This window comes from Nocardiopsis sp. MG754419 (assembly GCF_018207095.1).
Taxonomy (GTDB): domain Bacteria; phylum Actinomycetota; class Actinomycetes; order Streptosporangiales; family Streptosporangiaceae; genus Nocardiopsis.
This window is the reverse complement of sequence record NZ_QOCZ01000035.1, coordinates 16,464-42,992: the sequence shown is the minus strand read 5'-3', so window position 1 is coordinate 42,992 and position 26,529 is coordinate 16,464. Positions and strand designations below refer to the sequence as shown.

The following is a 26,529-nucleotide window of genomic DNA, read 5'->3' as shown; positions in this document are numbered from 1 at the left end:
GGGAGCCACGGGCGGGAAAGCTTCGTGAACAACATGCGCGAGCAACCAATTATCTGCAGCGGACAAGCCCTCGGCCTATTAGTACCGGTCAGCTCCACCCCTCACAGGGCTTCCACACCCGGCCTATCAACCCCGTCGTCTACAGGGAGCCTTACCCTCTCAAAGGAGGCAGGAGACCTCATCTCGAAGCAAGCTTCCCGCTTAGATGCTTTCAGCGGTTATCTCTCCCGAACGTAGCCAACCAGCCATGCCCTTGGCAGGACAACTGGCACACCAGAGGTTCGTCCGTCCCGGTCCTCTCGTACTAGGGACAGCCCTTCTCAAGTCTCCAACGCGCACAGCGGATAGGGACCGAACTGTCTCACGACGTTCTAAACCCAGCTCGCGTGCCGCTTTAATGGGCGAACAGCCCAACCCTTGGGACCAACTCCAGCCCCAGGATGCGACGAGCCGACATCGAGGTGCCAAACCATCCCGTCGATATGGACTCTTGGGGAAGATCAGCCTGTTATCCCCGGGGTACCTTTTAGCCGTTGAGCGACACCGCTTCCACACGCCGGTGCCGGATCACTAGTCCCAGCTTTCGCTCCTGCTCGACACGTCCGTCTCACAGTCAAGCTCCCTTGTGCACTTACACTCAACACCTGATTACCAACCAGGCTGAGGGAACCTTTGGGCGCCTCCGTTACTCTTTGGGAGGCAACCGCCCCAGTTAAACTACCCACCAGACACTGTCCCCGAACCGGATCACGGTCCAAAGTTAGATGCCCGAAACAGTCAGAGTGGTATTTCACCAACGCCTCCACCGCCACTAGCGTGACGACTTCACCGGCTCCCACCTATCCTACACAAACCATCCCAAACACCAATGTCAAGCTATAGTGAAGGTCCCGGGGTCTTTCCGTCCTGCTGCGCGAAACGAGCATCTTTACTCGTAGTGCAATTTCACCGGGCCCATGGTTGAGACAGTGGGGAAGTCGTTACGCCATTCGTGCAGGTCGGAACTTACCCGACAAGGAATTTCGCTACCTTAGGATGGTTATAGTTACCACCGCCGTTTACTGGCGCTTAGATTCCCAGCTTCGCGAGGGCGAACCCTCACTAACCGGTCCTCTTAACGTTCCAGCACCGGGCAGGCGTCAGTCCGTATACAGCGTCTTACGACTTCGCACGGACCTGTGTTTTTAATAAACAGTCGCTTCCCCCCGCTATCTGCGACCCCACCCAGCTCCGGATGCAAGATCCTTCACCGGACAGGGCTCCCCTTCTCCCAAAGTTACGGGGACAATTTGCCGAGTTCCTTAACCATGGTTCACCCGAACGCCTCGGTATTCTCTACCTGACCACCTGCGTCGGTTTAGGGTACTGGCCACACACGAACTCGCTAGAGGCTTTTCTCGACAGCATGGGATCACTCACTTCGCCAAAAACGGCTCGGCATCACGTCTCAGCCTCAACGGAAGGCGGATTTACCTACCCCCCGGCCTACACGCTTACCCCCGGACAACCACCGCCGGGTAGAGCTACCCTCCTGCGTCACCCCATCACTTACCTACTACAAAATCGGGTCCCAGACCGATCCAGAGGCGGATCCCGAAGGAACCACCAAGAACCAGCGTGGTTAGCATCAAAAGCCTCGGTACTGGACGCTCGTGCACGGGTACGGGAATATCAACCCGTTATCCATCGACTACGCCTGTCGGCCTCGCCTTAGGTCCAGACTCACCCTGGGCGGATTAACCTGCCCCAGGAACCCTTAGTCAATCGGCGGCAACGTTTCTCACGTTGCTTTCGCTACTCATGCCTGCATTCTCACTCGCACACCCTCCACCCCTCGATCACTCGGAGGCTTCACCGGATGCACGACGCTCCCCTACCAACCCGAGACAAAATCTCAGGCTTCACAGCTTCGGCGGTGTACTTAAGCCCCGCTACATTATCGGCGCAGAACCACTTGACCAGTGAGCTATTACGCACTCTTTAAAGGATGGCTGCTTCTAAGCCAACCTCCTGGTTGTCTGGGCAACTCCACAACCTTTCCCACTTAGCACACGCTTAGGGGCCTTAGCTGATGATCTGGGCTGTTTCCCTCTCGACTACGAAGCTTATCCCCCGCAGTCTCACTGCCACGCTTCACTTCACCGGCATTCGGAGTTTGTCTGACGTCAGTAACCTTGTCGGGCCCATCAGCCAAACAGTAGCTCTACCTCCAGCAAGAAACACGTGACGCTGCACCTAAATGCATTTCGGGGAGAACCAGCTATCACGGAGTTTGATTGGCCTTTCACCCCTACCCACACCTCATCCCCCAGATTTTCAACTCTGGTGGGTTCGGGCCTCCACGAGGTCTTACCCCCGCTTCACCCTGGACATGGGTAGATCACTCCGCTTCGGGTCCACAGCATGCGACTCCAACGCCCTATTCAGACTCGGTTTCCCTACGGCTACCCCACCCGGGTTAACCTCGCCACACACCATGACTCGCAGGCTCATTCTTCAAAAGGCACGCCATCACCAAAGACAAGCTTCAGCTCTGACGGCTTGACAGCACACGGTTTCAGGTACTATTTCACGACCCCTCACCGGGGCACTTTTCACCTTTCCCTCACGGTACTAGTGCACTATCGGTCATCAGGACGTATTTTGGCTTAGCAGGTGGTCCTGCCAGATTCACACGGAATTTCTCGGGCTCCGCGCTACTCGGGAGAACATCAACACCTAGACTCTTCCTTCACCTACGGGACTCTCACCCACTCCGGTACCGTTTCCCAACGGATTCAGCTAGAAGAACCCTCAGCGCTCCGGGTCGGCAGACCCGAACAGATGCACCCCACAACCCCGCACACGCAACGACTGCCGTCTATCACACGCGCACGGTTTAGCCTCTTCCCCGTTCGCTCACCACTACTAGGAGAATCACTGTTGTTTACTCTTCCTACGGGTACTGAGATGTTTCACTTCCCCGCGTCACCACCGACCACCCTATACATTCAGATGGCGGCAACCCGACACAACTCGGGCTAGGTTTCCCCATTCGGACACCCGCGGATCAAAGCTCGGTTGACAGCTCCCCGCGGCCTATCGTGGCCTCCCACGTCCTTCATCGGCGCCTGATGCCAAGGCATCCACCGTGTGCCACTATCACTTGGCCACTACAGATAATTAGATGCTCGCGCACACTATTCACAAATCAAACACCGACCACGAACCCCACTACCTCACACCACGACCGCGCACCCTCGAACACGAGGATCCACGGCCACGGGAGTTCCCGGGGGTGGCGATGGGAACCAACCAGACCACCCACCCCCCACTCACGGAGAGGTCGATGACCGAGATTGCTTCCTCAGACACCCAACAGCGCGCCCCCCGACGCTTCTAGTCGCCAGGGGCCAGGTCCGATTCACTTCAAGCCACTCCCTCGCACCCCGAGAAACGGGGCCGAAGGTCCACTTTCGAGTCCGGCCGGCAGTAGAAGAAAAGCCGACCTGTGAAAGACTCCTTAGAAAGGAGGTGATCCAGCCGCACCTTCCGGTACGGCTACCTTGTTACGACTTCGTCCCAATCGCCAGCCCCACCTTCACTCATTCCCTCCCCGAAGGGTTAGGCCACAAGTTTCGGGTGTTGCCGACTTTCATGACGTGACGGGCGGTGTGTACAAGGCCCGGGAACGTATTCACCGCGGCGTTGCTGATCCGCGATTACTAGCGACTCCACCTTCATGGGGTCGAGTTGCAGACCCCAATCCGAACTGAGACCGGCTTTAAGGGATTCGCTCCACCTTACGGTATCGCACGCCCATTGTACCGGCCATTGTAGCATGTTTGCAGCCCAAGACATAAGGGGCATGATGACTTGACGTCGTCCCCACCTTCCTCCGAGTTGACCCCGGCAGTCTCCCATGAGTCCCCACCATTACGTGCTGGCAACATGGAACAAGGGTTGCGCTCGTTGCGGGACTTAACCCAACATCTCACGACACGAGCTGACGACAGCCATGCACCACCTGTCACCCACCAACTAAATGACCCTGTATCTCTACAGGTCCACGGGTGATGTCAAACCTTGGTAAGGTTCTTCGCGTTGCGTCGAATTAAGCAACATGCTCCGCCGCTTGTGCGGGCCCCCGTCAATTCCTTTGAGTTTTAGCCTTGCGGCCGTACTCCCCAGGCGGGGCGCTTAATGCGTTAGCTACGGCGCGGAAACCGTGGAAAGTCCCCACACCTAGCGCCCAACGTTTACGGCATGGACTACCAGGGTATCTAATCCTGTTCGCTCCCCATGCTTTCGCTCCTCAGCGTCAGGTAAGGCCCAGAGACCCGCCTTCGCCACCGGTGTTCCTCCTGATATCTGCGCATTTCACCGCTACACCAGGAATTCCAGTCTCCCCTACCTACCTCTAGCATGCCCGTATCCACTGCAGAACCGGGGTTAAGCCCCGGTCTTTCACAGCAGACGCGACACGCCGCCTACGAGCTCTTTACGCCCAATAATTCCGGACAACGCTCGGACCCTACGTATTACCGCGGCTGCTGGCACGTAGTTAGCCGGTCCTTATTCCCCACCTACCGTCAACCCCGGGAGAACCCGGAGCCTGCGTGAGTGGTAAAAGAGGTTTACAACCCGAAGGCCGTCATCCCCCACGCGGCGTCGCTGCATCAGGCTTTCGCCCATTGTGCAATATTCCCCACTGCTGCCTCCCGCAGGAGTCTGGGCCGTGTCTCAGTCCCAGTGTGGCCGGTCGCCCTCTCAGGCCGGCTACCCGTAATCGCCTTGGTAGGCCTTTACCCCACCAACAAGCTGATAGGCCGCGAGCCCATCCCCGACCGACAAAACTTTCCACCCACCACCATGAGGCGGAGGGTCGTATCCGGTATTAGACGGCGTTTCCACCGCTTATCCCGGAGTCGGGGGCAGGTTGCTCACGTGTTACTCACCCGTTCGCCGCTCGTGTACCCCGAAGGGCCTTACCGCTCGACTTGCATGTGTTAAGCACGCCGCCAGCGTTCGTCCTGAGCCAGGATCAAACTCTCCATAAAGGTCACTCAGCCCGACCCGGCGACCCGAAGATCGTGCCTGGGCGGGCAAACCTAGAAGAAATCCTGACCGATCACTCTCGTGACCAATCAAAGGAACCCTACACGTCGAATTGGCGGTTTCGGTATTCCCGATCGGGGTAAAGGACCCCGTGTGCTCCGTTACGGCCTGCGCGTTTCCGCGGGGCTTTTTTCGAAGCGACTCTCGTCATCCTACATGTCTCGGGGAGTGCCCGAACCATTTCGGTTGAAGAAGAGAAAGTGTCTGACTCGAAGATCTGATCACGCTCACGGAGATACCGTGCTCGTTTCGATCGAGAGGATCTAGCCCCCCTGGCGGTCTTGGACCGTTCGGAGGCGACTCGGAGAACATTACCCCTCGAGGTGGGGTGAAGCAACCACAGACCCACGTGTCGCGCGTCACATCAGTTGAGGACGCGTCCGGAGCCCATCCCTGGCGCCGTGTAGAGCCACTCCACCTCCAGGTCGACGGCCGCGACCGTGGCCGGGCTGAAGGCCGCCAGGGCCTGGTCGCCGACGAAGGAGGCCGCCACCTGGGCGATGGTCGGGTTGTGACCGACCACCAGGAGGGTCCTCACTCCGGGGTCCACGTAGGTGATCAAATCCAGGAGGCTGTCCGGACCCGCCAGGTAGGCCGCCTCGGTGTGGTCCACCCCCGGGTTCAGGTCCATCGCCGTGAGCACGCCTTCCAGGGTCCGGCGCGTGCGTTCGGCCGACGAACAGATGACGTGGTCCGGCGCGTACCCCTCCTCACTCAGGAGTCGACCGACCCGCTCGGCCTGCCGGTGCCCCTTGTCGCTCAGTGGACGATCGACGTCGGCCATCCCGAACCCGTCCTCGGCCTTCGCGTGGCGCATGAGGAGAAGCGTGCGATTCATGGCGACACCACCGTGGCGACGACGGCCATCAGCCCCATGAAGCCCAGCATGGCCCCCAGGATGACGATCAGACCCTTTGCACCGGACACCCCGACACCACTCCCCTGTTCTTCGCACCGACGTCCGTTCCACCAGGGTAGGCGCGGACGCGGAGCGGCCGCCCGGGGGTCCCGGACGGCCGCTCGCGTATGAGTTATCGAGGGGAGATCCCCTGTTCACTCGGGATCTGAATCGTCAGCCCTTTCGGGTGTCCCCTGCCCGGGCCTCCTCCTTGCGTCCTTCCTCTGTGGCGTCACCCTCGCCGGTGTCGACGGTCTCGTCGCCGGCCGTGGACCCTGCGCCCTCGGTGACGCCGGTGTCCCCGCCGGCCTCGGGTGCGCCCTTGGGCGTGGATCGGCCATCGATCTCGGCGAGGTCGGTCTCGGTACCGGAGCCCCGGTTCTTCGACCAGAGCACCGCGCCGACCAACAGGCCGACCGCGACCACGGTCACGCCCACACGCAGCACGACGTTGTCCGCGTACATCACGACCGTGGGCGCGACGATGAGCGCGACCAGGTTCATGACCTTGAGCAGCGGGTTGATGGCGGGGCCCGCGGTGTCCTTGAAGGGGTCGCCGACGGTGTCGCCGATGACGGTGGCCTCGTGGGAGGCCGATCCCTTGCCGCCGTGGTGGCCGTCCTCCACGAGCTTCTTGGCGTTGTCCCAGGCACCACCGGCGTTGGACAGGAACACCGCCATGAGCACACCGGCCGCGATCGCACCGCCGAGGAAGGCGCCGAGCGGCGCGTATCCGAGGGCGAACCCGACGGCGATGGGTGTGAGGACCGCGAGGAGACCAGGGGTGACCAGCTCCCGCAGCGAGTCCTTGGTGCAGATGTCGACGACCCGCGCGTACTCGGGCTGCTCGCTGCCGTCCATGATGCCGGGACGGGTGCGGAACTGGTTGCGGACCTCCAGGACCACCCGCTGGGCGGCCCGGCCGACCGCCATGATGGCCAGCCCGGAGAAGAAGAACACGACGGACGCGCCGATGATCACGCCGACGAGGACGTCCGGGTTGTCCAGGGACAGCGAGAAGATCTCACCGTCGCCGAGCCGTTCCTGGACCGACGTGCGGAACGCGCCGAACAGCGCCGTGGCAGCGAGGACCGCGGTGGCGATCGCGATGCCCTTGGTGATCGCCTTGGTGGTGTTGCCGACGGCGTCGAGGCCCGTGAGGATGTCGGCGCCCTTGCCCTCGACGTCGCCGGACATCTCGGCGATGCCCTGGGCGTTGTCGGAGACGGGGCCGAAGGTGTCCATCGCGACGATGATGCCGACGGTGGTGAGCAGCCCGGTCCCGGCCAGGGCGACGGCGAACAGGCTGAGTGTGATGGAGCCTCCGCCGAGCAGGAACGCCGCGTAGACGGCGCCCGCGATGAGCAGGGCGGAGTAGACCGCGGACTCCAGGCCGACGGAGATGCCGGACAGGATGACGGTGGCGGCACCGGTCTCGGAGCTCTGTCCGATGTCCTTGACCGGACGCTTGTCGGTCTCGGTGAAGTAGCCGGTGAGGAGCTGGATGGTGGCGGCGAGCACCAGACCGATGAGCACCGCGGCGATCGCGATGAACCTCGGGTCCGGATTCGTTCCGGCGGCGGCGATCTCGTCGAGGACGGAGTCGCTGACCCCCTGCAGCTGGTCGAAGCTGCTGGGCAGGTACCAGAAGGCCGTCGCGGTGACCAGGAGAGCGGAGATGGCCGCGGAGATGAAGAAACCGCGGTTGATCGCGGTCATCGCGCTCCGGTCCTTCGCCCGGGGGGCGACGATGAAGATGCCGATGATGGCGGTGATGACGCCGATCATCGGGACCAACAACGGGAAGACCAGGCCCTCGGTACCGAAGGCGACCCGACCGAGGATGAGCGAGGCCACGAGGACCACCGCGTAGGACTCGAAGAGGTCGGCGGCCATGCCCGCGCAGTCGCCCACGTTGTCACCGACGTTGTCGGCGATGGTGGCGGCGTTGCGGGGGTCGTCCTCGGGGATACCCTGTTCGACCTTGCCGACGAGGTCGGCGCCCACGTCGGCGGCCTTGGTGAAGATGCCGCCGCCCACACGCATGAACATCGCGAGGAGGGCCGCGCCGAAGCCGAAGCCCTCCAGGACGATGGGCGCGTTCTCCCGGTAGATGAGGACGACGAGCGCGGCACCGAGCAGGCCGAGGCCGACCGTGATCATGCCGGCGACACCGCCCGTGCGGAAAGCGATGCGCATCGCGACGCGACCGTCGTTCTCTCCGCCTCCGCGGGCCGCGGCCGCCACACGGACGTTGCCGCGGACCGCGAGCCACATCCCGATGAAGCCGGTGGCCGCGGAGAGCAGAGCGCCGAGAGCGAAGAAGAGGGAGCGGCCGATGGCGATGGCCCATGTGTCCGCGTGCAGTAGGAGCAGTAGGAGCGGGATGACGACGACGAAGACCGCGAGAGTGCGGAACTGTCGTTTCAGGTACGCTCCGGCGCCGTCCTGCACCGCGGCCGCGATGTTGCGCATTCGCTCGGTGCCCTGACCGGCGGCGAGCACCTCACGTACGAGCATCCCCGCGACGGCGAGCGCGAGGAGCGCGACCACCATGACGAGGATGACGAGGGTGAGGTCCCTGCCTTCCAGTGCGAGGGCCATGCCACTTTCCGTGGCCAGGTTGAGCCCAGACAATCCGTCCTCCTTGAGACGGGAGCATCCTTTTCGGCCCCGTCCTCGAAGGTGTGCGGAACAGCGGCCCTTGGGGCTCCGGTGCCGCGCACCGCCGGATGCGTTTCACCGCCCACAATGCTGTTGAGCTGGGGCGAAGGTACGCGCGTCGGGGTCGAAGCGGTGCCACCTTTCCGTGTGGTGCACGCCGCCCGCGTGACGTCCCCGCGAGCGGTGATCCGGGGATTGTACGCACGCGGAAGAATAAATGAGAGGGCCCCGTTCGCCATTTTCCCAAGTGCGCTCGAAGATGTGACCCCATGGTGATCTGAAAATACGGATTAATGGATTTCGCGGTCTTTTTTAACTCAAATAACTTTGCATGGTACGTTAACGCCATGTAAACGATTAAGTGCGCATAGAAGCATGAACTTGGAACACGTCACTTAAGAAACAGGGGACACAGCAGTCTCAGGAGTCACAAACGAACCCGCTCCCCCAACGGGGGCACGGGGTTTCGGTCGAGACGGAACTAGGCCGTGCGGAGCCGCATGCCCGAGGGATCGATGCCCTCACCGGACGTCGCGCGACCGGAGTCGAGGTCGTCGGCCAACCCCCGCGCGAACGCGGCGATCCCCGCCACGTCCACACCGTGCGGGGCCTCCGGCCCGAACACCTCCACCCGGCCGGCGCCCCGCCGCAGGAGTCGGGCCGCGCCCACGCGGTTGCCGCGCTGGGCGTGGGTGACCCCGACCGCGGTCTGCGCCAGACCGCGCCACAGCTCGCGCTCGGATTCCGGGGACGCCTTCCAGACGGCTTCGAGCACCTCATGGGCGGTGAAGGCGTACCCCTGGTCCAGGAGCCGTTGGGCCTCGGTCAGGCCCTCCTCCACCGTGAACTCGGCGTCGTCGGGGACGCGCTCGACCTCACCACGGCTTCCGTGGGGCATCGGGCGCCCGTAACGGTCGCGGGGTCGCTGGTTCTGTGCCTGGCCGGTCTCGTTGCGATCCCGTCCGCCCTCGGTTCGTGTCGTCATCGTCGCCTCACCACCGTTCACCGTCCGACTCCCGCACCCACCCTACGAGAGCCTCGCTCACGCGACGCGGCCGCTCCTCGTGGGGGAAGTGTCCGGCGCCCTCGATCGTCTCCCACCGATAGGGTCCCGCGACCGACCGTCCGGAGGTCCGGGCGACCTCGGGCGGGCAGACCGGGTCCAGGGAACCGTGCAGTTGGAGGACGGGGACCCGGACCGGGTGGCGCATGCGGTGGGCGTAGCGGATCCCGTCCGGCCGCCACAGGGAACGGAAGATCCAGCGGTGGGATTCCAGCGAACAGTGCGAGACCTTCGGGATCGAGAAGGCGAGCCGGTAGCGTTCCTCGGTCTCGCGGTCCGGCCAACCGGGGCCCGACCAGGCGTCGAGCAACGCCCCGACGCGTACGCAGCCGTCCGCGAGCAGGCGGTGTTCGGGAAGGATCGGCACCTGGGCGCGCAGCATGTGTCCGGCACCCGCTCCGGGGGTCAACAGGGCGCGCGCGGCACGGCGGGGATGGGGTGCGGAGAGTACCGCCAGGGCGCGGACGACTCCGGGGTGGTATGCGGTCATGGTCCAGCCGACCAACCCGCCCACTCCGTGTCCGACCACGATGGCGTCGGCGGAGCCGAGGGCGCGGACCAGACCGGCCATGTCCTGGGCCAAGCCCACGAGGTCGTAGCCGCGGGGTGTCTTGTCGCTGGCCCCGTAACCCCTGAGGTCCACCGCGACGGCCCGGTGTCCGGCGGCGGCGAGGTCGACCAACTGGTCGCGCCAGGCCCACCAGAACTGCGGAAAGCCGTGCAGGAGGAGAACGAGCGGGCCCTCGCCGAGCTCGGCCACGTGGAACCGGGCTCCGGCGGCGCCGACCGTGCGGTGTGTCCAGGGGCCGTCCACGTAGGCGACCGCGTCGTCCAGCACCCGCGGACGACTAACTGTTCGTGGCGGCGGGGGACTCGCTGCCGGCGGGAGTGTCGACGACGCCCTTGGGCGGACGGATCTCGCCGCGCAGGATGCCCAGGAGGCGTGACGTGGTGACCGCGGTGCGGGCCAGGCCCTGGCGGCGGCGCAGGTTGATGACGGCGACCAGCACGAAGATCAGGGCGATGAGGAGGTAGAAGCCGGTGACGGTGAGGAACGAGGTCCAGTACTGCCAGCCGAACACCTCGGCGAGGAAGAACCCGGCCGTGACGGAGAAGAGGATCGCGACGAGGTGCAGGACGACACCCGCGGCGCCGAACTCACCGATGCTCTTGCCGATCCGGGCGGCGTCCGCCTTGGCTTCGAGCTTGGCCAGCCTGATCTCCAGCTTGACCAGGTGGGAGAGGTTGTCGGTGGCGTCGGTGACCAGTTCACCGATGGAACGTTCGGGGTCGCCGGCATCGCCAGGTCGGCCGGTACCCGGCTTGTCCACCATCGTGGGGGTTCCTTTCCCTCGGTCCGAACACGTGGATGATCCTCCGCATCCTCGCACATGCCGTACCACTGATGTCTCTCACGGCACGCACAACGACGGGCTTCGCTTCCGCCCGCGGGTGGGCGATCACGGACGCCCCACCCCCGGGAACGGGGATGGGGCGTCGTGGATCCGCCGGTCGTCCGACCGCGTGTCGGATCGTTCTACCGGGCCGAGGGCAGCTGCTTGGCGATCACGTCCATGATCGACGAGTCGGTCAGCGTGGAGGTGTCCCCGATGTCCCGGTTCTCGGCGATGTCGCGCAGCAGACGCCGCATGATCTTGCCGGATCGGGTCTTGGGCAGTTCCGGCACCGCGAGAAGGCGCGCGGGCTTGGCGATCGGTCCGAGCGACCCGCCCACGTGGTCGCGCAGTTCCTGGACCAACGCGTCGGGGACCGACTCCAGGCCACCCCGCAGGATGACGAAGCCGACGATGGCCTGACCGGTCACCTTGTCGGTGGCGCCGACCACCGCTGCCTCGGCGACCTTGGGGTGGGACACGAGCGCGGACTCCACCTCGGTGGTGGAGATGTTGTGGCCCGAGACGAGCATGACGTCGTCCACGCGGCCGAGCAGCCACAGGTCGCCGTCCTCGTCCTTCTTGGCACCGTCCCCGGGGAAGTACAGCCCCTCGAAACGCGACCAGTAGGTGTCCCGGTAGCGCTGGTCGTCGCCCCAGATACCGCGGAGCATGGCGGGCCACGGCTCACGGACGACGATGAAGCCGCCCTCGCCGTTGGGCACGGACTCGCCCTGTTCGTCCACGACGTCGGCGACGATGCCGGGCACGGGGCGCATCGCCGCGCCGGGCTTGCCGGACGTGACACCGGGCAGGGGGCTGACCATGATGGCGCCGGTCTCGGTCTGCCACCAGGTGTCCACGACCGGGGTCTTCCCACCGCCGATGTTCTCCCGGTACCAGACGTAGGCCTCGGGGTTGATCGGTTCACCGACCGAGCCGATGACGCGCAGGCTGGACAGGTCGTACTCGGCGGGGATCTCGTCGCCCCACTTCATGAAGGTGCGGATCGCCGTGGGCGCCATGTAGGCGATGGTCACCTTGTACTTCTCGATGATCTCCCAGAACCGGCCCTTGTGCGGGGTGTCCGGGGTCCCCTCGTACATGACGACGGTCGCCGCGTTGGAGAGCGGCCCGTAGACGATGTAGGAGTGGCCGGTGACCCAGCCGATGTCGGCGGCGCACCAGTAGACGTCGGTCTCCGGCTTGAGGTCGAAGACCGCCCAGTGCGTGTAGGAGGCCTGGGTGAGGTAACCGCCGGTGGTGTGCAGGATGCCCTTGGGCTTGGCCGTGGTCCCGCTGGTGTACATGATGTACAGCGGGTCCTCGGCGTCGTGCGCCTCGGGGGTGTGCTCGGTGCTCGCGCCACCGACGATGTCGTGCCACCAGACGTCACGCTCGGTCCATTCGACGTCCTGGCCGGTACGGCGGACGACGAGGACGTTCTCGACCGCGGGACGGTCCGCGACGGCGCCGTCGACGGCGGGCTTGAGGGCGCTGGGCTTGCCGCGCCGGTAGCCGCCGTCGGCGGTGATGACGAGCTTGGCCTGGCTGTCGTCGAGGCGCTGGCCCAGGGCGTCCACGGAGAACCCGCCGAAGACGACCATGTGCACGGCGCCGATACGGGCGCAGGCCAGCATGGCGACGACGGTCTCCGGGATCATCGGCATGTAGATGGCGACGCGGTCGCCCTTGCCCACACCGAGTTCGGTCAGGGCGTTGGCCGCCTGGGAGACCTGGTCCTTGAGGTCGCCGTAGGTGAGGGTGCGGCTGTCGCCGGGCTCGCCCTCCCACTGGATCGCGGCGCGATCGCCCAGACCCGCCTCGACGTGGCGGTCCACGCAGTTGACGGAGGCGTTGAGCCTGCCACCGACGAACCACTGCGCGTAGGGCGGGTTCCAGTCCAGGACGGAGTCCCACGGCCGGTCCCACTCGAGCCTCCGGGCCTGCTCCTCCCAGAACGCGAGCCGGTCGGCGTCCGCGGCGTCGTAGGCGTCGGCCTTGACGTTGGCGTTCGCTGCGAGGTCCGCGGGCGGCGGAAAGCTACGTGTCTCGTGGAGAAGGTTGGACAGTGTCTCCTGGCTCGGGGGAGTGCTGTCGGCCACTGTGATTCTCCTTACGTTGGCGGTTAACACCCAATTAATCATGGGGTTCAGGACTCGTGAACAGCCGGGCCGTGGTCCAGCGGCGGTGAGGGCCGGGTGCGCGACGAACGGTCGACGAGCGGTCGCCGGTCCGCGATGAACGGTCCCGGCAGGCCGGGCCGGGTCTGTGGGCGGCCGGAGTTACCGGCGCGTAGTGTTGGTCGACGTGAGCGAATCGAGTTCTGCCTCCCTGCCCGACCCACTGTCCCGGATCGCCGCGCTGCCGGGGGTGAGCGACGCGGTCGATGAGACCCGCACCTTGGTGGACCGGCTGCGGGATCACCGGATCCTGCGTCGGCGCAGCAACGACGTGTCCCTGGAGTCCTCCCTGCGCGGCGCGTGCGCGTCGGCCGCGTTGGAGGGTGCCGAGGTCTCGATGGACGAGATCCGCGAGGGGCACGTCTACGACACCCGGATCAAGGGGGCCCTGCGTGTCGGCGCCGAGTTGGGCGGCATGGTGGACACCTGGCCGAAGGCCCCCCGGCAGACGCTGGCGCGACTGCACACGCTGGCCGCCGCCGACGCGGTCGCCGAGGAGGCGCTGGGCCGCCCCCGCCTGGAGGGCGAACGGGTCGAGGACCCGTTGGAGCTGGGACCCGCGCCGAGCGCCGTGGTCGCCTCCGCTCGCTTGGAGGGGTTGTACCGGCTGCTGGAGGCCCGCACCACGGTCCCCGCGCTCGTGACCTCGTCGCTGGTGCACGGGGAACTGATGGCGATCCGCCCGTTCGGCTGGGGAGACGGCCTGGTGGCGCGCGCCGCGGAGCGGCTGACGCTGATCGAGCGCGGCCTGGACCCGAAGTCGTTGGTCGCGTCCGAGCTCGGCCACCGGACGCTGAGGGACGAGTACGGTCCGGCGCTGCGCGGATACATGGAGGGCACCCCCGAAGGCGTCGCCGCCTGGGTCGTGTACTGCTGTCGTGCGGTGTTCACCGGCGCCCAGGACTCACTGGCGACCTGTGAGGCCCTCAAACGAGGGTGACCGACCTCGGCGAGATCCGGGACGGACGTTGCGCGGGAAAGCCGCCAAGTTGCTAAAACCCGCCATTTACCGGCAAGTAGCCCAGCCATTCGATACCGGTTCGATCACGCTTGAACGTTGGACAATGTTTCGGGTTTGCTACGTGCCTCTGCACGCGCACGTCGAACGGCGCCTCGGGCCTTGACCCGGGGCGCCGTTTCCGGCCCTGGGGACGCGGGTTAGCAAGCGTCACTAATATCTGGTCCGACCTGGTGGAACCCCGTTCCACCAGGCCTGGACAGGCCCTATGGGGCCCAGCGAGGCGTGGGTTCCCGCTCCTGGGTCGGGGTGACTCGCGCGCCACCAACTGCTTTCTTTGTACGCCGGTCGTCCGTACGTCGAATAGATGCTTGACCGAAATTTTTCTGTTGGATTCCCGAACCCATACGCAACTCTCGTGGTAACGTCTCTCCCGGAAGTCAGACGAAGTACGGCGTCCTCGGTGAAAATCGAGACGGTGCGGCCTATTCGAGTTACCGTCGTAATACGGACCGGTTGCTCAGCCGGTTCGGACGACCGTTCTTCGCGACACCGTGCTTCCTCGGACCACCTCCGAGGTCGCGGGGGTTCGATGACCACTCCCGCCGACCTCTCCCAGGAGAGCGGAACAGCCGACCCGTCCCCCCAGGGCCGGACCCGGGCCGCCCCAGATCCCCCTCTGGGGCCGGGCCCGTCGTCTCCGCTCCACCTCGCCTGACGGGCAGGGACACACGCCACGCCCCCGTACGTGTGTCCCGCCGTCGGGTGAGGCCACCGCGGTCGCCGGCGTGTTCGCGGCCATCGCGGCGGATCCCGCAGGAGTACGGGCTGAGCCCGCGGCGGCCCTGTCCACCCGGGTCGATCGACCCGCACTCTTCCCTCCCGATCCCTCCCGAGGCTTCCGTGGGTTCGACCGAGGGGGAAGCGCCCCGACCAGCAGTGGTCGGCGCGGTTCTCCGGGCGTCGGGGTGAGTCGGCGCGGCCGGTCGAGTGTCCCTCGACGGTCCGCGGGGTTATCCACAGATCCGCGCATCCCCCTTCTTTCGCGATCCGTCGTCGACCAAGGTCGAGAGGGCAGGTTCCCGCCCTCACCGGAGGTCCGATGGACGTTCCGCAGCGCCCCCTCCTCGTCACCGACGACCCCGCCCTCCTCGACGACCTCCTCCGGCTGGCCACCGCGGCCGTCACCGAGGTCACCGTCGCCTCGGACCCCGAACGGGCCCTCAACGACGGACCCCGGACACCCCTGTTGGTGGTCGGCGGGGATCTGCGGCACACCCTGCGCGAGGTCTTCGGTGACGCGGGCCCTCCCGCGCATCCTCCGCTGGTGATCGCCGATCGCTCCCCCGACAGGCGAACGCACGAGGCCGGAGCGCGCGCGGACGGATCGCGCGGCGGCCGATCCCACGAGGGGCGGGCGCGTGACACCCGCTTCGTCGAGGGCCGGTCCGGGGACGGAGGGTCACCGACCGGTGGGTCGCGCGAGCCCCGTTTCCGTGGCGGTCGGCCCCGCTCCGCCACGTCCGTGGACACCGAAGACCCACGAACCGCCACGGCGAGCCCGGATGCGATGGCCCCCGTCAGGGGGTCCGTCGACACGCGGGCCGTCGGCACGGACGCGGCCGGGCTCGGCCCACCGGTCGACGGATCCACGGACACCGGAACGGGAATCGTCCGCACCGATTCCGTGGCGGGCGTGGGCCGTGCCCGTGCGCGCGAGCCGATGGTCTACCTGCTCCCCCGGGACGAGGGGCTGCTCGTCGAACTGTTCGCCTCGGTCGGCGAGCGTCGGCCCGCGCCCACCGTGTCGATCATGGGCGGACGTGGTGGAGCCGGGACCAGTCTGCTCGCAGTAGCCCTTGCGCTGGCCGGCGAGCGCGCCGGACGTTCCACCGCCCTCATCGACGCCGACCCCCTGGGGTGCGGACCCGACGTCTATCTGGGTTGTGACCACACGCCCCGAAGCCCGCGCACGGGTTGGCACGACCTCGTGAACCAGCGTTCCCGCACGCCGTGGCGTGCGCTCCGGGAGGGGCTACCCCGCGTGGGCCTGGTGGACGTGCTGACCTGGACGCGCGGGACCGACGGGCAGGGGGACGCCCTGCCGGTGGGCGCGGCCCGGTCGGTGTTGACCTCGGCCCGACGCGGCTCCGAGCTGGTGGTGATCGACCTGCCCCGGTCCTTCGATCCCGCCACCCGGGTCTTCCTCAACCACTCCGACCTGGTGCTGTTGGTCGTGCCGGCCGACGTGCACGCGGTGGTCTCGGCCGCCCGCATGGTCGGCGCCCTGCGGCGTGAGTCGGACCGGCTCCGGCTGGTGGTGCGCGGATCTCGCGGTGGCCTGTCCCCCTCGGTGGTGACGGGAAGCCTCGGTGTGGAGCTCGACGCCGAGCTGCCGCCGGAACCCGGCCTGTCCAGGGCGCTGTCCTCGGGGGAGGCACCCGCTCGCCACCCCCGATCCCCGATGGCCGGGTACGCGGACCGGGTGGTGCGGGCGTTCTCCACTCCACGGGAGGCGGGATGAGGCGGATCGAGCGGCTGTGGCAGGGCTCCCCCTCTCCGGCCGAGGGCGACGGCTACTCGACCCCCACCACGGGTCCCGCGCACGGTGAGGCGCGCGGGTCCGGTCCGCCGCGGGGCGAGACGCGCGGGACGGGCCCGCCCCCGGAGGGGTCGGTGGCCGAGCCGGTCTCGCCGGAGCAGCGCCGCGCCCTGTTGGAGCGTGTCCGCGATCGGTTCGTGGCCGACGGCTCCCCGATCACCCCGGCCACCGTGGCGACGGCCCTGCGTGCCGAGGGCACGCTCCTGGGCGGCACCGACATGTTGGACCTCACCCGGACGCTGGGCGCCGACCTGCACGGGGCGGGTCCGCTGGAGGACTTGATGACCACCGGCGTCACCGACATCCTGGTCAACGGCCCCGACCAGGTGTGGGTGGACACCGGCGAGGGGCTGCGGCGGGTCGAGCACGTGCGCTTCGGGTCGGGTGACGACGTGCGCCGGTTGGCCCAGAGGCTGGCGTTCCGGGCCGGTCGGCGGCTGGACGCCGCCTCGCCCTACGTCGACGCCCGGCTGCCCGACGGAGCGCGCCTGCACGCCGTTCTGCCACCGATCGCGGTCGAGGGCGCCTGCGTGTCACTGCGGATGCCACCGAGCCGTGTCTTCGGCCTACCCCGGCTGATCGAGTGCGGCACGCTCACCCCGTCCGGAGCCGAGCTGGTGCGCGCTCTCATCGGCCGTCGTGTGCCCTTCCTGGTCAGCGGTGGCACCGGTACGGGCAAGACCACGCTGTTGTCGTCTCTGCTGTCGCTCGTGCCACCGAACGAGCGCATCGTGCTGGCGGAGGACTCTCCGGAACTGCGTCCGGACCATCCCCATGTCGTGCGGTTGCAGACCCGCCCGGCCAACATCGAGGGCAGCGGCGAGGTGACCCTGGAGACCCTGGTCCGGCAGGGACTGCGCATGCGCCCGGACCGCCTCGTGGTCGGTGAGGCTCGTGGGCCGGAGATCGTGTCCCTGCTCGGCGCTCTCAACACGGGCCACGAGGGTGGTGCCGGCACGCTGCACGCCAACGGCGCCGGGGAGGTCCCCGCGCGCGTGGAGGCGATGGGGTGCGCCGCGGGGATGGACCGGGGCGCGGTGCACAGCCAACTCGCCGCCACCGGTGTGGTCGTCCTGCACCTGGTCCGGGACCACGGGGGACGACGGCTGGACGAGGTGCGGACCCTGCACCGTGAGGCCTCCGGTTTGGTGTGGGCCCGGCCCGCGGTGACGTTCACCGCCGAGGGTCGGCGGATCGATCATCCGGGGGCTGCGGAGTTGGTCGAGCGGTTGGGCCCGGGGTGGCGACGGTGACGTTCCTGGTGGTGTGCGCGTTGACGGCGGCACTGCTGTGGTCGCCGCCACGGACCGGACGCTACCGGTTGGCGGCGCTCCTGCCCCGGCCGCGGCGGCGTTGGTCGGCACCACGGTTCCGGTCACCCTTGGCGGCCCGACGGGAGGACGCCGAACGTCGGCGGGCGGTCATCACGCTCTGCCGGGTCATGTCCGCCGAGCTGCGCGCCGGCCAGCCGCCCGAACTCGCTCTCCGCGTGGCCGCGGCCGAGGCCGGACCACACGTCGGAGAGCCCACGGACGCCGAGTCACTGCGGGCCACGGCCCGGAGGCAGGAGGGTCTGTGGGCGCTGGCGTACCTCGCGGTGTGCTGGGAGGTGGCGTCGGAGACCGGGGCCGGGATGGCCACGGTGGTCGACGACCTCGCGGCCAACCTCACCGAGCAGGAGGAACTGCGAGCGGAGGCCGCCGCACGGACGGCGGGTCCCCGCACCACGGCGCTGATGCTCAGCGGGCTCCCCCTGGTGGGGCTGGCGATGTCGGCGGGGCTCGGCGGGTCCCCCTGGCAGTTCCTTCTCACCACGCCGTTGGGCCTGCTGTGTCTGGGCGGTGGCCTGCTGTTGGACGTCGCCGGCGCCTGGTGGACCCTGCGCCTGGTCCGGGGGGCCGTGGAACACGAGTGAACGGTCCGCGGTCGGAACGGTCGCGGTGGCCGCAGAGAGGAGGGGAAGGATGGTCTTCGCGACGATGACGATGGTGTGTGCGGCGACCGCGGTGTGGGTCCTGCTCGGGTCCGGGCTGCGGCCCGCGCCGCGGCCGGCGACGCCGAGGCGCATCGCACCGGCGGGACCCGTGGCCCGTTCGGTGGCCTCGGCCGTGGCGGTGGTCGCGGTGACGGCGCTCCTGGGGGCGGTCGCCGGGGGCGTCGTGCTCGGCGGGGCGGTCTGGCTGTGGTGGCGCGGGGCCCGGGCACGCACGGCACCCGGCAGGCTCCCGATCACCGGCGACCTGCCGGTCCTCATCGGCCTGATCGCCTCCGGGATCCGGTCCGGGGCGACTCCGCCGGCCTGTCTGGTGGCGGTGTCGGACGCCGCACGCGGCCCGTTGGGGACCGAACTGGCCGCCGTGGCCGAACGGCTTCGGCTGGGCGCGGAACCGACCGCGGCCTGGCGTCGCTCGGCCCTGCCCGAGCCCTTGGTGGCGGTCGGTCGGGACCTGGCGCGGGCCGCGGACACCGGTGCTCCGGTCGCCGACCTGCTCGACCGGCACGTGTCGGATCTGCGCCGGTCGCTGCGGGCCCGGGCCACGGCGCGCGTCGAACGTCTGGGGGTACTGGTGGTGGCTCCGCTGGGGTTGTGTTTCCTCCCCGCCTTCGTCCTCATCGGACTGGTGCCGATGGCCGCGGAGTTGCTGGGGTCGGCGTTGGCCCCCTAGTCAGGAGGGCGAAGCTCGGGCGCGGGCTCCCCACGTGGCCATGACCTGCCGGGGCTGCGACCTTCAGAGTCCGCGGCCTCCGGGGCCGAGGTGCGGCCGGCACGAACGGCGTGCCGGCACCGGGCGTCGCTGGGGCGGTGGTCTTCCACCGTCGGGATCGGGGCGGAGTCCCCCAACACACCGGCGTCGCCGAGACCCCGGCGTATCGGGGTGGCGTTCGACCTTCCGGTGTGGACGGGTACTCGTCGGCGGTCGGGAGAGGTGCCACGAGGCGCGCGATCCCGCCGCCGGGCGACGCGGGACACGTGTGTCGAGGCGCCCGCACAGCTCGGAGACGGTGCCGGTCGTGACCATGGCCGGGTCGCGCTCGGGCCCCGACCCTGCCTGCGCCGATGAACGACGCGTACCCGCGCCTCGGGTCGTGCCCCTGCACCTGGTCGACCCCCTGTACCGGTTCGTCCCCACGTCTCGGGGAGCGGGTCGGCACCACAGAGCGGGGCACCCGGAACCGTGTGCCGGCACGTCCGGGCGCCCCGCTTCATGATCACACGGCGAAGGCCGCCGCATCAGGGGGCGACGAAGTCGTGACCAGGACGTTTCCTCTCTCGTCCCGCCCACGCCCGCAGCGGTGGGCCGACCGTACTGATCCCGACTCCACGTGGACACTCCCCCGTTCCGACGAACGAGGGCCCCGGCACCCGTTCCTGTGCCGGGGTCCCCTCGCGACCGGCCCTGGCCCGGACCGGCCCACCCGGTGGCTCCCTCCCGCCCCGGTGCACGTCGTCCGGCCTCTCCCGGGGCGGAATCGACCGGTGAGGACGAGGCCACCCCGGGCCGGACCGCGCTCATGGGACGTGGGTCCCGGCCCCGGCCCCTCCAGAGGTGTCCGCGGTCGCGCCCGGTCGACGCCGATCGAGACGCAGGGCAGGGAACCGAGCCCTCGACGGGTGTCGTGGGGACGCAGCGCACCCCGGCGCACCGCACGAGGGTGTGGGCGTGGACGGTCAGTCCACCTCCTGGTTGGGATCGTGAACGGGCCCGGCTCTGGCACGGACCCGAAACGTCAAGGGAAGGAGGGCCGAGGGAAGGGCGGCCGTCACGGAGACGGTGTGCACGTCGAGGGTGCAGCCGTCCAGCTCGGCACCGTTGGCCCGGGCCGTCTCGGCGGCGACCACGCAGGCCGGTTCCTCACCTTCGTGGGCGCGGTCCGCCGCGGCGAGTGCGGCGAGGTCGGCTGCGGTTCCCGCGCGCTCCCGCTCCAGGACGAGCGCCGCGCCGGTCAACCCGGCGTAGGTGAGGAACATCAACACCAGGAACACGGAGACACTCCCCGCGGTACCGGAACCCGCGTCACCGGACCTCACAGGCCCGGTTCCCAGGGGACTGCGGCCTCGCCGTCGATCCCCACGGGTGGGGTCAGGGCGGGCCCGAGCCGAACCCTGGCCCGCACGGTGACGCGGGCCATGGCGTCGTCGGTGGTCAGTTCGATGTGGGCACCGGCCGGGGCGGCGTCCAGGGCGAGCGCGCGGGCTCGTTCGGGAGGCTCTCCTCGTGCGAGCGCCCTGGCGCCGATCCGCGCGGCGTCGGCGCAGGAGAGTTGGGCCGTGGCCGCGCCGATCGCCCCGAGGGCGATGCCGAGTACGAGCAGCAGTGCGGGGAGCACCATCGCCGTCTCCATCGTGGTGGAGCCGCGGTCAGCGGTCGGAACCGAGCGCATCGACGATGGTCGAGGTCAGGGCGGACTGGACGGCGTCGCCGGTGAGGATGATGTAGAGGAGCCCGGCGAACGCCACGACGGCGAGAGTGCAGATGGCGTATTCGGCGGTGGTCAGGCCGCGGTCGTCCGGGGTCGCGGGGACGGTCGGGCACGGGTAGGGGAACACGGGACCTCCCTGGTGACGGGGCGGGCGGGGTTCCGCCCCACTTCCAGGTTGGGCGTTGGCGGGCGGCGAGGGAAGCGGCGTTCGCGGGCCTGTGGACAACTCCACGCGCGGGCGCAGCGGCCCGGGCACGACCCCGCCGGCACACCTGCGCTCCGGCCACTTCCGCCCCCGAGTCCCGAGGGTCCGTCTCCCCCACAGCGAGGATCCACCGATCCCCTGTTCGAAGATCCGGGCACGCCCCGGCCTCGGAACGCCGGCTGCCACGGACGCACCGTCGGACGGACGGGCCCCCGCCCCGCCGGTCAGTCCTTCGCGTGGGGTTCCTCGGAACCCGTCGCCAGGACCTCGTCCAGGAGCCGGAGCGCCCCGGACTTGCTCAGCGGCTCATTGCCCGTCCCGCACTTGGGCGACTGGATACAGGACGGACATCCCTGGTCGCACTCGCAGTCGGCGATGACCGCCCGGGTGGCCGCGAGCCACTCGCGGGCGGCGGCGTAGCCGCGTTCGGCGAACCCGGCACCGCCCTCGTACCCGTCGTAGACGAACACCGTCAGGCGCCCGGTGTCGGGGTGCAGGGAGGTGGAAACCCCACCGATGTCCCAGCGATCACAGGTCGCCAACAGGGGCAGCAGGCCGATGGAGGCGTGTTCGGCCGCGTGGGCGGCGCCGAGCAGGCCCACGTCCGCCGCGCGCAACCGGTTCTCGCCCTCCTCGGTCAGGGTCCACCACACCGCGCGGGTCTGCAGCGTACGTTCGGGCATGTCCAGGGACTGCTCGCCGAGCACGGAGCCGGTGCGCACGTCGCGTTTGAGGAACCCCACCACCTGCCGGACCACCTCGACCTCGCCGAAGTGCACGGTGGCGCCGTTGGGCCACGTCTCCTGCCGTAGGACCGAGCGGACGCTGATGTCCGTGGTGTCGCGGGCCCAGGTGCTGTAGGGAGGCTCGGCCGTGTGCACCAGGGCGACCCCCTCGTCGAGGTCGAGGTCGTCGACGAGGTGGGTGACGCCCTGGTGCAGGTAGACGGCGCCCGGGTGGACGGTGCCGTGGGCCGCGGCCTCATCGATCTCGCCGAGCAGTTGCCCGCTGCCGGTGTCGACGATCTGCACCGGAGGCCCACCGGCACCACGAATATCGGCGAGGTCACTGGCTCTTTCATTGCTGGTCCAGAACCAGCCCCGAGGGCGTTTCCGCACAAGACCCCGGTCCACGAGGGCGGCCAATCGTTCTTCGGTGCTCGCTCCGAACAGGTCGAAGTCGGCACGGGTGATCGGGAGCTCTTGCGCCGCCGCGCACAGATGAGGACCGAGGATGTGCGGGTTTTCCGGATCCAGGACGGTGGCCTCCACCGAGCGTCCGAAAATCGCCTCGGGGTGGTGGGCCAGGTAGGTGTCCAGCGGATCGTCTCGGGCGATGAACACGGCCAGCGCGTCGTTGCCGCGGCGTCCCGCGCGGCCCGCCTGCTGCCACAGGGAGGCCAGGGTCCCCGGCCAGCCGGCGATCAGCACGGCGTCCAGGCCGCTGATGTCCACCCCCAGTTCGAGGGCGTTCGTGCTGGCCAGGCCCAACAGCTCCCCCGAACGGAGCGCCTCCTCCAGGTCCCGCCGCTCACTGGCCAGGTAGCCGCCCCGGTAGGCGGCCACCCGTTCGGCCAGATCGTGTTCGCCCTGCTCGGTGAGCAGGCGCTGGGCCGTCAGCGCGACCACCTCCGCGCCCTGGCGCGAGCGCACGAACACCAGGGTGCGGATCCGGTCCCGCACCAGGTCGACCAGCATCTCGGCGGCCTGGGACGGAGCGGTGCGACGGATCGGCGCTCCGTGTTCACCGGTCAGGTCGGTCAGTTCCGGCTCCACCAGGGCGACGGACAGACCCGGGCGCGGCGAACCGTCCTCGCTGACCGCGGTCACCGGCACCCCGGTCAGCCGGGTGGCGCTCTCAGCGGGGGACCCCGAGGTGGCCGAGGCCAGCACGAACACCGGCTCCGACCGGTAACGGTCGCACACCCGGCGCAGACGCCGCAGGATCTGGGCGACGTGCGACCCGAACACCCCGCGGTACCGGTGCGCCTCGTCGATCACCACGTAGCGCAGTCGGCGCAGGAAACGCGCCCACGCGCCGTGTCTGGGGAGCATTCCGTGGTGCAGCATGTCCGGATTGGTGAGGACGTAGTTGGCGTGCTCGCGCACCCAGGTGCGTTCCTCCGGGGAGGTGTCGCCGTCATAGACGGCCGCCCGCATGCCCGAAAGTCCCAGGTCCGTAATCCACCTGAGTTGATCTTGGGCGAGCGCTTTCGTCGGGGAGAGGTAGAGCACCGTTCCGCCCGCGTCAACCGCGTCCACTGCGGGCATAAGGAAGGCGAGCGACTTTCCCGAGGCGGTGCCCGTGGCTATGATCACATCGTGGCCCGAACGTGCGAGGTCGGCGGCGGCCGCCTGGTGGGACCACGGGCCCGTGATCCCGCGTTCGGTCAACCGTTCGACCAGGTGGGGGGCTGTCCACTTCGGCCAGTCCCCGCTCACTCCGGCGTTCCGGGTCACGTGCTCGATGTGGGTGACCTGCGGGTACCGGGTGTCGTCACGCCACACACCGGGGAGCTCGGGCTCCGATCTCCTCATGGAGACCCCTCCTCACTGGACACGTTCACCGAGTACACGGCCCTCGGAACGCGGCTCGGGCACCGAGGAACCCGGTTTCAGTGTGACATCCGAGGGAACAGTTGCGCGGGGTCGCCGTTTTCCCGTCCTCACGGCGGGCAGACACTCACGACACTCGTGGTTGAATGCGTGCTGGTGGGGTAACGCCCGGCAGAGACCATTCGCGAAAATTCGCGGTTCGGCGCTGGAGGACTTGTGGACTTGAAGCTTGATCATTACACCGAAGGCGACACCGAGATCGTCGTCGTTGAGGGTGAGATCGATGTCTATACCGCGCCCCGGCTCCGCGAGCTTCTGATCGACCTGGTGAACAAGGGCAACTTCTACCTCGTGGTCAACATGGAGAAGGTGGAGTTCCTGGACTCGACGGGTCTCGGTGTGCTCGTGGGCGGGTTGAAGCGCGTCCGTGCTCACGACGGAACGCTGGACTTGGTGTGCACCCAGGAGCGGATCCTGAAGATCTTCCGCATCACGGGTCTGACCAAGGTGTTCGGCATCCACGACACGGTGCAGGAAGCCATCGACAAGCGCTCCTCGAAGTAGCCCAGAGCGAGCGATGGCGACCATCACGCTCACGATCAGCGCGCTCCCCGCTCACGTGCGTACGGCTCGGCTCATGGCCGCGACCGTCGCGCGGCGGGCGGGTATCGCCGCCTCCGCGATCGACGAGATCAGGCTGGCGGTCGGTGAGGCCTGCTCCCGGGCGGTGGCGGCCCACAAGCTGCACTGCCCGACGCAGCCGATCCTGCTCCAGCTGATCGACGGTAGCGGACCCGGTCCGGTATCGGACCCCCATGACGACACCTCGAATCCGGCCCTGCGGGCCAACGGGAGCACCACACGACGGTTCGAGGTCGTGGTCTCCGATCGAGCCCCCTCCAAGGACTCGGAGGAGACCGTCAACCACGTCGAGCCGTTGCTCGACGGACTCTTCCTCGACGGTGACGACACCCCTCCAGGGGGGATCTCCGGTTTCTCGCCCGGCCTCGGCCTGGCGGTCATCACCGGCCTCGCGGACGAGGTGAGCATCGATCCCCAGGACACGGGGACGGTCGTGCGGATGAGCTGGCCGCTCAGCACCGACCAGCCCCAGGAACCGAGCTCGAACTGACGACGTTCGGCGGCCCCGGCCCCGAGTACGGACCGCCGATGTGACACGACGAGGGGGCGCCCTCGCCACCGGGAGGGCGCCCCCTTTCGTGCTGTCCCCGTCCCGCGCCGCCGGCGCGCCTCGGGAGGGGCCCGGAACGGCGCTGTAGGGCGCGCTGGGGCCGGCTCAGTCGCAGGTCTGGGAGGAGACCTCGTCGGTGGCGGTCAGTCCCTCCTCGGCGTTCTCGGCGACCTCGTCGGCGGTGAGGACGTATCCGGTCTCGTCCTCGTTGGTGGCGGCCGCGAACACGACCCCGTAGACCGTTCCATCGGGCGCGAGCAGCGGACCACCGGAGTTGCCGGGGCGCACCACCGCGCGGACCTGGTAGATCTCCCGGCTCACCTGCTGGGAGTGGTAGAAGTCCGATCCCTGCGCGGTCTGCTTGGCCCGGATCCGCGCGGGCACGGCCGTGAAGCCGCTGTTGCGCGGGAAGCCCGCCACGACCGCGTCGTCGCCCTGCTCGGCGTCGACGTTGAACGCCAGCGGGTCGAGGTCGAGGTCGGACACCTGGAGCACCGCCAGGTCCTGCTGGGCGTCGAACAGCACCAGGGTGGCGGCCAACTGGTGTCCGTCCCTGGTGACCACGCGCAGGTCGTCGGTGACACCGGCGACCACGTGCGCGTTGGTCATGATGCGGTCCTCGCCGTAGGCGAACCCGGTGCCCTCGACCCGACGCTGGCAGGACGGGGCGGTGCCCAGGACCTTGACCACGCTGCGGCTCGACTCGATGAGTTCGGGGGTGGTGAGCACGTCCGGGTCCGGGGGCTCGACCTCGGCGAGTTCACCCGTACCCAGGCCACTGAAGACCTGGGGGAACGCGCTCTGGTCCACCACACGGCGGAAGGTGGAGAACCCCTGGTGCGCGGCGTCGGGCATGACCCCGTCCACCGACTGGAGGATGCGCGAGTCCTTGACCTGCTGGGAGACGTACGGCAGCGCCGAGTTGGCGACCGTGCTCCCGATGAACCAGGCCACGAGCAGCACGGAGACACCACTGATGACGGCACCGCCGAGCGCGTCCACGACGCGCGCCGAGTCCCAGGTGACCTTGTTGCGCACCAGGGTGCCCAGGTACGAGGCGATGAACTGGCCGAGCGCCGCGGACAGGAACACCACCGCGATCGCGAGCAGGGCCTGACGTCCCGGATCGACGATCCACTGCTGGATGTACCCGGGGGCGGTCAGTGCCGCGACGACGCCTCCGCCGATGAAGCCGACGAAGCTGAACACCCCGACGATGAACCCCTGTCGGTAGCCGGTCACGGCGAACAGCAACAACAGGATGACCAGAACCGCGTCGAGCACGGTTGTCCTCCA

At 68.2% G+C, this 26,529-nt stretch carries 18 protein-coding genes and 2 rRNA genes; 7 read left to right on the top strand and 13 right to left on the bottom strand.

What is annotated here, in order from left to right; genetic code table 11:
* Positions 1–57: 57 nt before the first annotated feature.
* From DSY14_RS09780 to acs, 8 genes are all read right to left on the bottom strand, one after another.
* Positions 58–3,152: ribosomal RNA gene (locus DSY14_RS09780) — 23S ribosomal RNA — on the bottom strand.
* Positions 3,153–3,506: 354 nt separating this feature from the next.
* Positions 3,507–5,039: ribosomal RNA gene (locus DSY14_RS09775) — 16S ribosomal RNA — on the bottom strand.
* Together the 16S and 23S rRNA genes form the textbook arrangement of a ribosomal RNA operon.
* A gap of 422 nt (positions 5,040–5,461) precedes the next feature.
* Positions 5,462–5,935: a histidine phosphatase family protein gene (locus DSY14_RS09770; RefSeq protein ID WP_211716173.1), complete on the bottom strand. Its 474-nt coding sequence runs from the start codon at positions 5,933–5,935 to the stop codon at positions 5,462–5,464.
* 234 nt (positions 5,936–6,169) lie between these two features.
* Complete coding sequence (locus tag DSY14_RS09765) at positions 6,170–8,599, bottom strand: sodium-translocating pyrophosphatase (RefSeq protein WP_211716179.1); 2,430 nt, start codon at positions 8,597–8,599, stop codon at positions 6,170–6,172.
* Between the two features lie 541 nt (positions 8,600–9,140).
* Positions 9,141–9,644, bottom strand: coding sequence for a DUF309 domain-containing protein (locus DSY14_RS09760; protein WP_211716172.1), 504 nt, complete (start codon positions 9,642–9,644; stop codon positions 9,141–9,143).
* A gap of 7 nt (positions 9,645–9,651) precedes the next feature.
* Positions 9,652–10,560 (bottom strand): alpha/beta fold hydrolase, encoded by a 909-nt coding sequence (locus tag DSY14_RS09755; protein ID WP_211716171.1) that lies wholly within the window; start codon positions 10,558–10,560, stop codon positions 9,652–9,654.
* Between the two features lie 10 nt (positions 10,561–10,570).
* Positions 10,571–11,056 carry a phage holin family protein gene (locus DSY14_RS09750; protein WP_211716170.1) on the bottom strand — a complete coding sequence of 162 codons (486 nt, stop codon included), beginning with the start codon at positions 11,054–11,056 and terminating at the stop codon, positions 10,571–10,573.
* A gap of 203 nt (positions 11,057–11,259) precedes the next feature.
* Positions 11,260–13,221: an acetate--CoA ligase gene (gene acs / locus DSY14_RS09745; protein WP_211716169.1), complete on the bottom strand. Its 1,962-nt coding sequence runs from the start codon at positions 13,219–13,221 to the stop codon at positions 11,260–11,262.
* 205 nt (positions 13,222–13,426) lie between these two features.
* Between acs and DSY14_RS09740 the strand changes: the two genes are divergently transcribed.
* The 5 genes from DSY14_RS09740 to DSY14_RS09720 all read left to right on the top strand — a co-directional run bounded on the left by DSY14_RS09740 (position 13,427) and on the right by DSY14_RS09720 (position 19,525).
* Positions 13,427–14,239, top strand: a complete 813-nt coding sequence (locus DSY14_RS09740) for an oxidoreductase (RefSeq protein ID WP_211716168.1) — start codon at positions 13,427–13,429, stop codon at positions 14,237–14,239.
* A gap of 1,120 nt (positions 14,240–15,359) precedes the next feature.
* Positions 15,360–16,781, top strand: a complete 1,422-nt coding sequence (ssd, locus tag DSY14_RS09735) for a septum site-determining protein Ssd (RefSeq protein WP_249187607.1) — start codon at positions 15,360–15,362, stop codon at positions 16,779–16,781.
* On the top strand, positions 16,778–18,112 hold the full coding sequence (locus DSY14_RS09730; RefSeq protein ID WP_249187606.1) for a TadA family conjugal transfer-associated ATPase: 1,335 nt from the start codon (positions 16,778–16,780) through the stop codon (positions 18,110–18,112). The genes ssd and DSY14_RS09730 overlap by 4 nt, the downstream gene beginning before the upstream one ends.
* Positions 18,100–18,774: a type II secretion system F family protein gene (locus tag DSY14_RS09725; protein ID WP_211716167.1), complete on the top strand. Its 675-nt coding sequence runs from the start codon at positions 18,100–18,102 to the stop codon at positions 18,772–18,774. Before DSY14_RS09730 ends, DSY14_RS09725 begins: the two co-directional genes overlap by 13 nt.
* 49 nt (positions 18,775–18,823) lie before the next feature.
* Complete coding sequence (locus tag DSY14_RS09720) at positions 18,824–19,525, top strand: type II secretion system F family protein (protein WP_211716166.1); 702 nt, start codon at positions 18,824–18,826, stop codon at positions 19,523–19,525.
* A 1,004-nt stretch (positions 19,526–20,529) separates the two neighbouring features.
* On the opposite strand, the gene DSY14_RS09715 is transcribed toward DSY14_RS09720, so the two are convergent.
* The 4 genes from DSY14_RS09715 to DSY14_RS09700 form a co-directional block, all read right to left on the bottom strand.
* A complete protein-coding gene (locus tag DSY14_RS09715; RefSeq protein ID WP_211716165.1) occupies positions 20,530–20,889 on the bottom strand; it encodes an Rv3654c family TadE-like protein in 360 nt (119 codons plus the stop codon).
* Positions 20,886–21,242, bottom strand: a complete 357-nt coding sequence (locus DSY14_RS09710) for a TadE/TadG family type IV pilus assembly protein (RefSeq protein ID WP_211716164.1) — start codon at positions 21,240–21,242, stop codon at positions 20,886–20,888. The genes DSY14_RS09715 and DSY14_RS09710 overlap by 4 nt, the downstream gene beginning before the upstream one ends.
* Positions 21,220–21,408, bottom strand: a complete 189-nt coding sequence (locus tag DSY14_RS09705) for a DUF4244 domain-containing protein (protein WP_211716163.1) — start codon at positions 21,406–21,408, stop codon at positions 21,220–21,222. Before DSY14_RS09705 ends, DSY14_RS09710 begins: the two co-directional genes overlap by 23 nt.
* 302 nt (positions 21,409–21,710) lie before the next feature.
* The gene (locus tag DSY14_RS09700; protein ID WP_211716162.1) at positions 21,711–24,023 is read right to left on the bottom strand and encodes a DEAD/DEAH box helicase; all 2,313 of its coding nucleotides are present in this window, start codon (positions 24,021–24,023) and stop codon (positions 21,711–21,713) included.
* A 234-nt stretch (positions 24,024–24,257) separates the two neighbouring features.
* Between DSY14_RS09700 and DSY14_RS09695 the strand changes: the two genes are divergently transcribed.
* Positions 24,258–24,605, top strand: coding sequence for an STAS domain-containing protein (locus DSY14_RS09695; protein WP_087102608.1), 348 nt, complete (start codon positions 24,258–24,260; stop codon positions 24,603–24,605).
* Between the two features lie 13 nt (positions 24,606–24,618).
* Positions 24,619–25,173 (top strand): ATP-binding protein, encoded by a 555-nt coding sequence (locus DSY14_RS09690; RefSeq protein WP_211716161.1) that lies wholly within the window; start codon positions 24,619–24,621, stop codon positions 25,171–25,173.
* Between the two features lie 165 nt (positions 25,174–25,338).
* Here the strand turns inward: DSY14_RS09690 and DSY14_RS09685 are convergent, their stop codons facing one another.
* Positions 25,339–26,517, bottom strand: a complete 1,179-nt coding sequence (locus DSY14_RS09685; protein ID WP_211716160.1) for a MarP family serine protease — start codon at positions 26,515–26,517, stop codon at positions 25,339–25,341.
* Between the last annotated feature and the right edge of the window lie 12 nt (positions 26,518–26,529).

What these genes read in the sequence shown, in the direction of transcription:
- ssd (WP_249187607.1), top strand. Translation starts at nt 15,360, where the DNA reads ATGGACGTTCCGCAGCGCCCCCTCCTCGTCACCGACGACCCCGCCCTC.
- DSY14_RS09720 (WP_211716166.1), top strand. Translation starts at nt 18,824, where the DNA reads ATGGTCTTCGCGACGATGACGATGGTGTGTGCGGCGACCGCGGTGTGG.
- DSY14_RS09760 (WP_211716172.1), bottom strand. Translation starts at nt 9,644, where the DNA reads ATGACGACACGAACCGAGGGCGGACGGGATCGCAACGAGACCGGCCAG.
- DSY14_RS09750 (WP_211716170.1), bottom strand. Translation starts at nt 11,056, where the DNA reads ATGGTGGACAAGCCGGGTACCGGCCGACCTGGCGATGCCGGCGACCCC.
- DSY14_RS09710 (WP_211716164.1), bottom strand. Translation starts at nt 21,242, where the DNA reads ATGCGCTCGGTTCCGACCGCTGACCGCGGCTCCACCACGATGGAGACG.
- DSY14_RS09770 (WP_211716173.1), bottom strand. Translation starts at nt 5,935, where the DNA reads ATGAATCGCACGCTTCTCCTCATGCGCCACGCGAAGGCCGAGGACGGG.
- DSY14_RS09700 (WP_211716162.1), bottom strand. Translation starts at nt 24,023, where the DNA reads ATGAGGAGATCGGAGCCCGAGCTCCCCGGTGTGTGGCGTGACGACACC.
- DSY14_RS09690 (WP_211716161.1), top strand. Translation starts at nt 24,619, where the DNA reads ATGGCGACCATCACGCTCACGATCAGCGCGCTCCCCGCTCACGTGCGT.
- DSY14_RS09730 (WP_249187606.1), top strand. Translation starts at nt 16,778, where the DNA reads ATGAGGCGGATCGAGCGGCTGTGGCAGGGCTCCCCCTCTCCGGCCGAG.
- DSY14_RS09765 (WP_211716179.1), bottom strand. Translation starts at nt 8,599, where the DNA reads ATGGCCCTCGCACTGGAAGGCAGGGACCTCACCCTCGTCATCCTCGTC.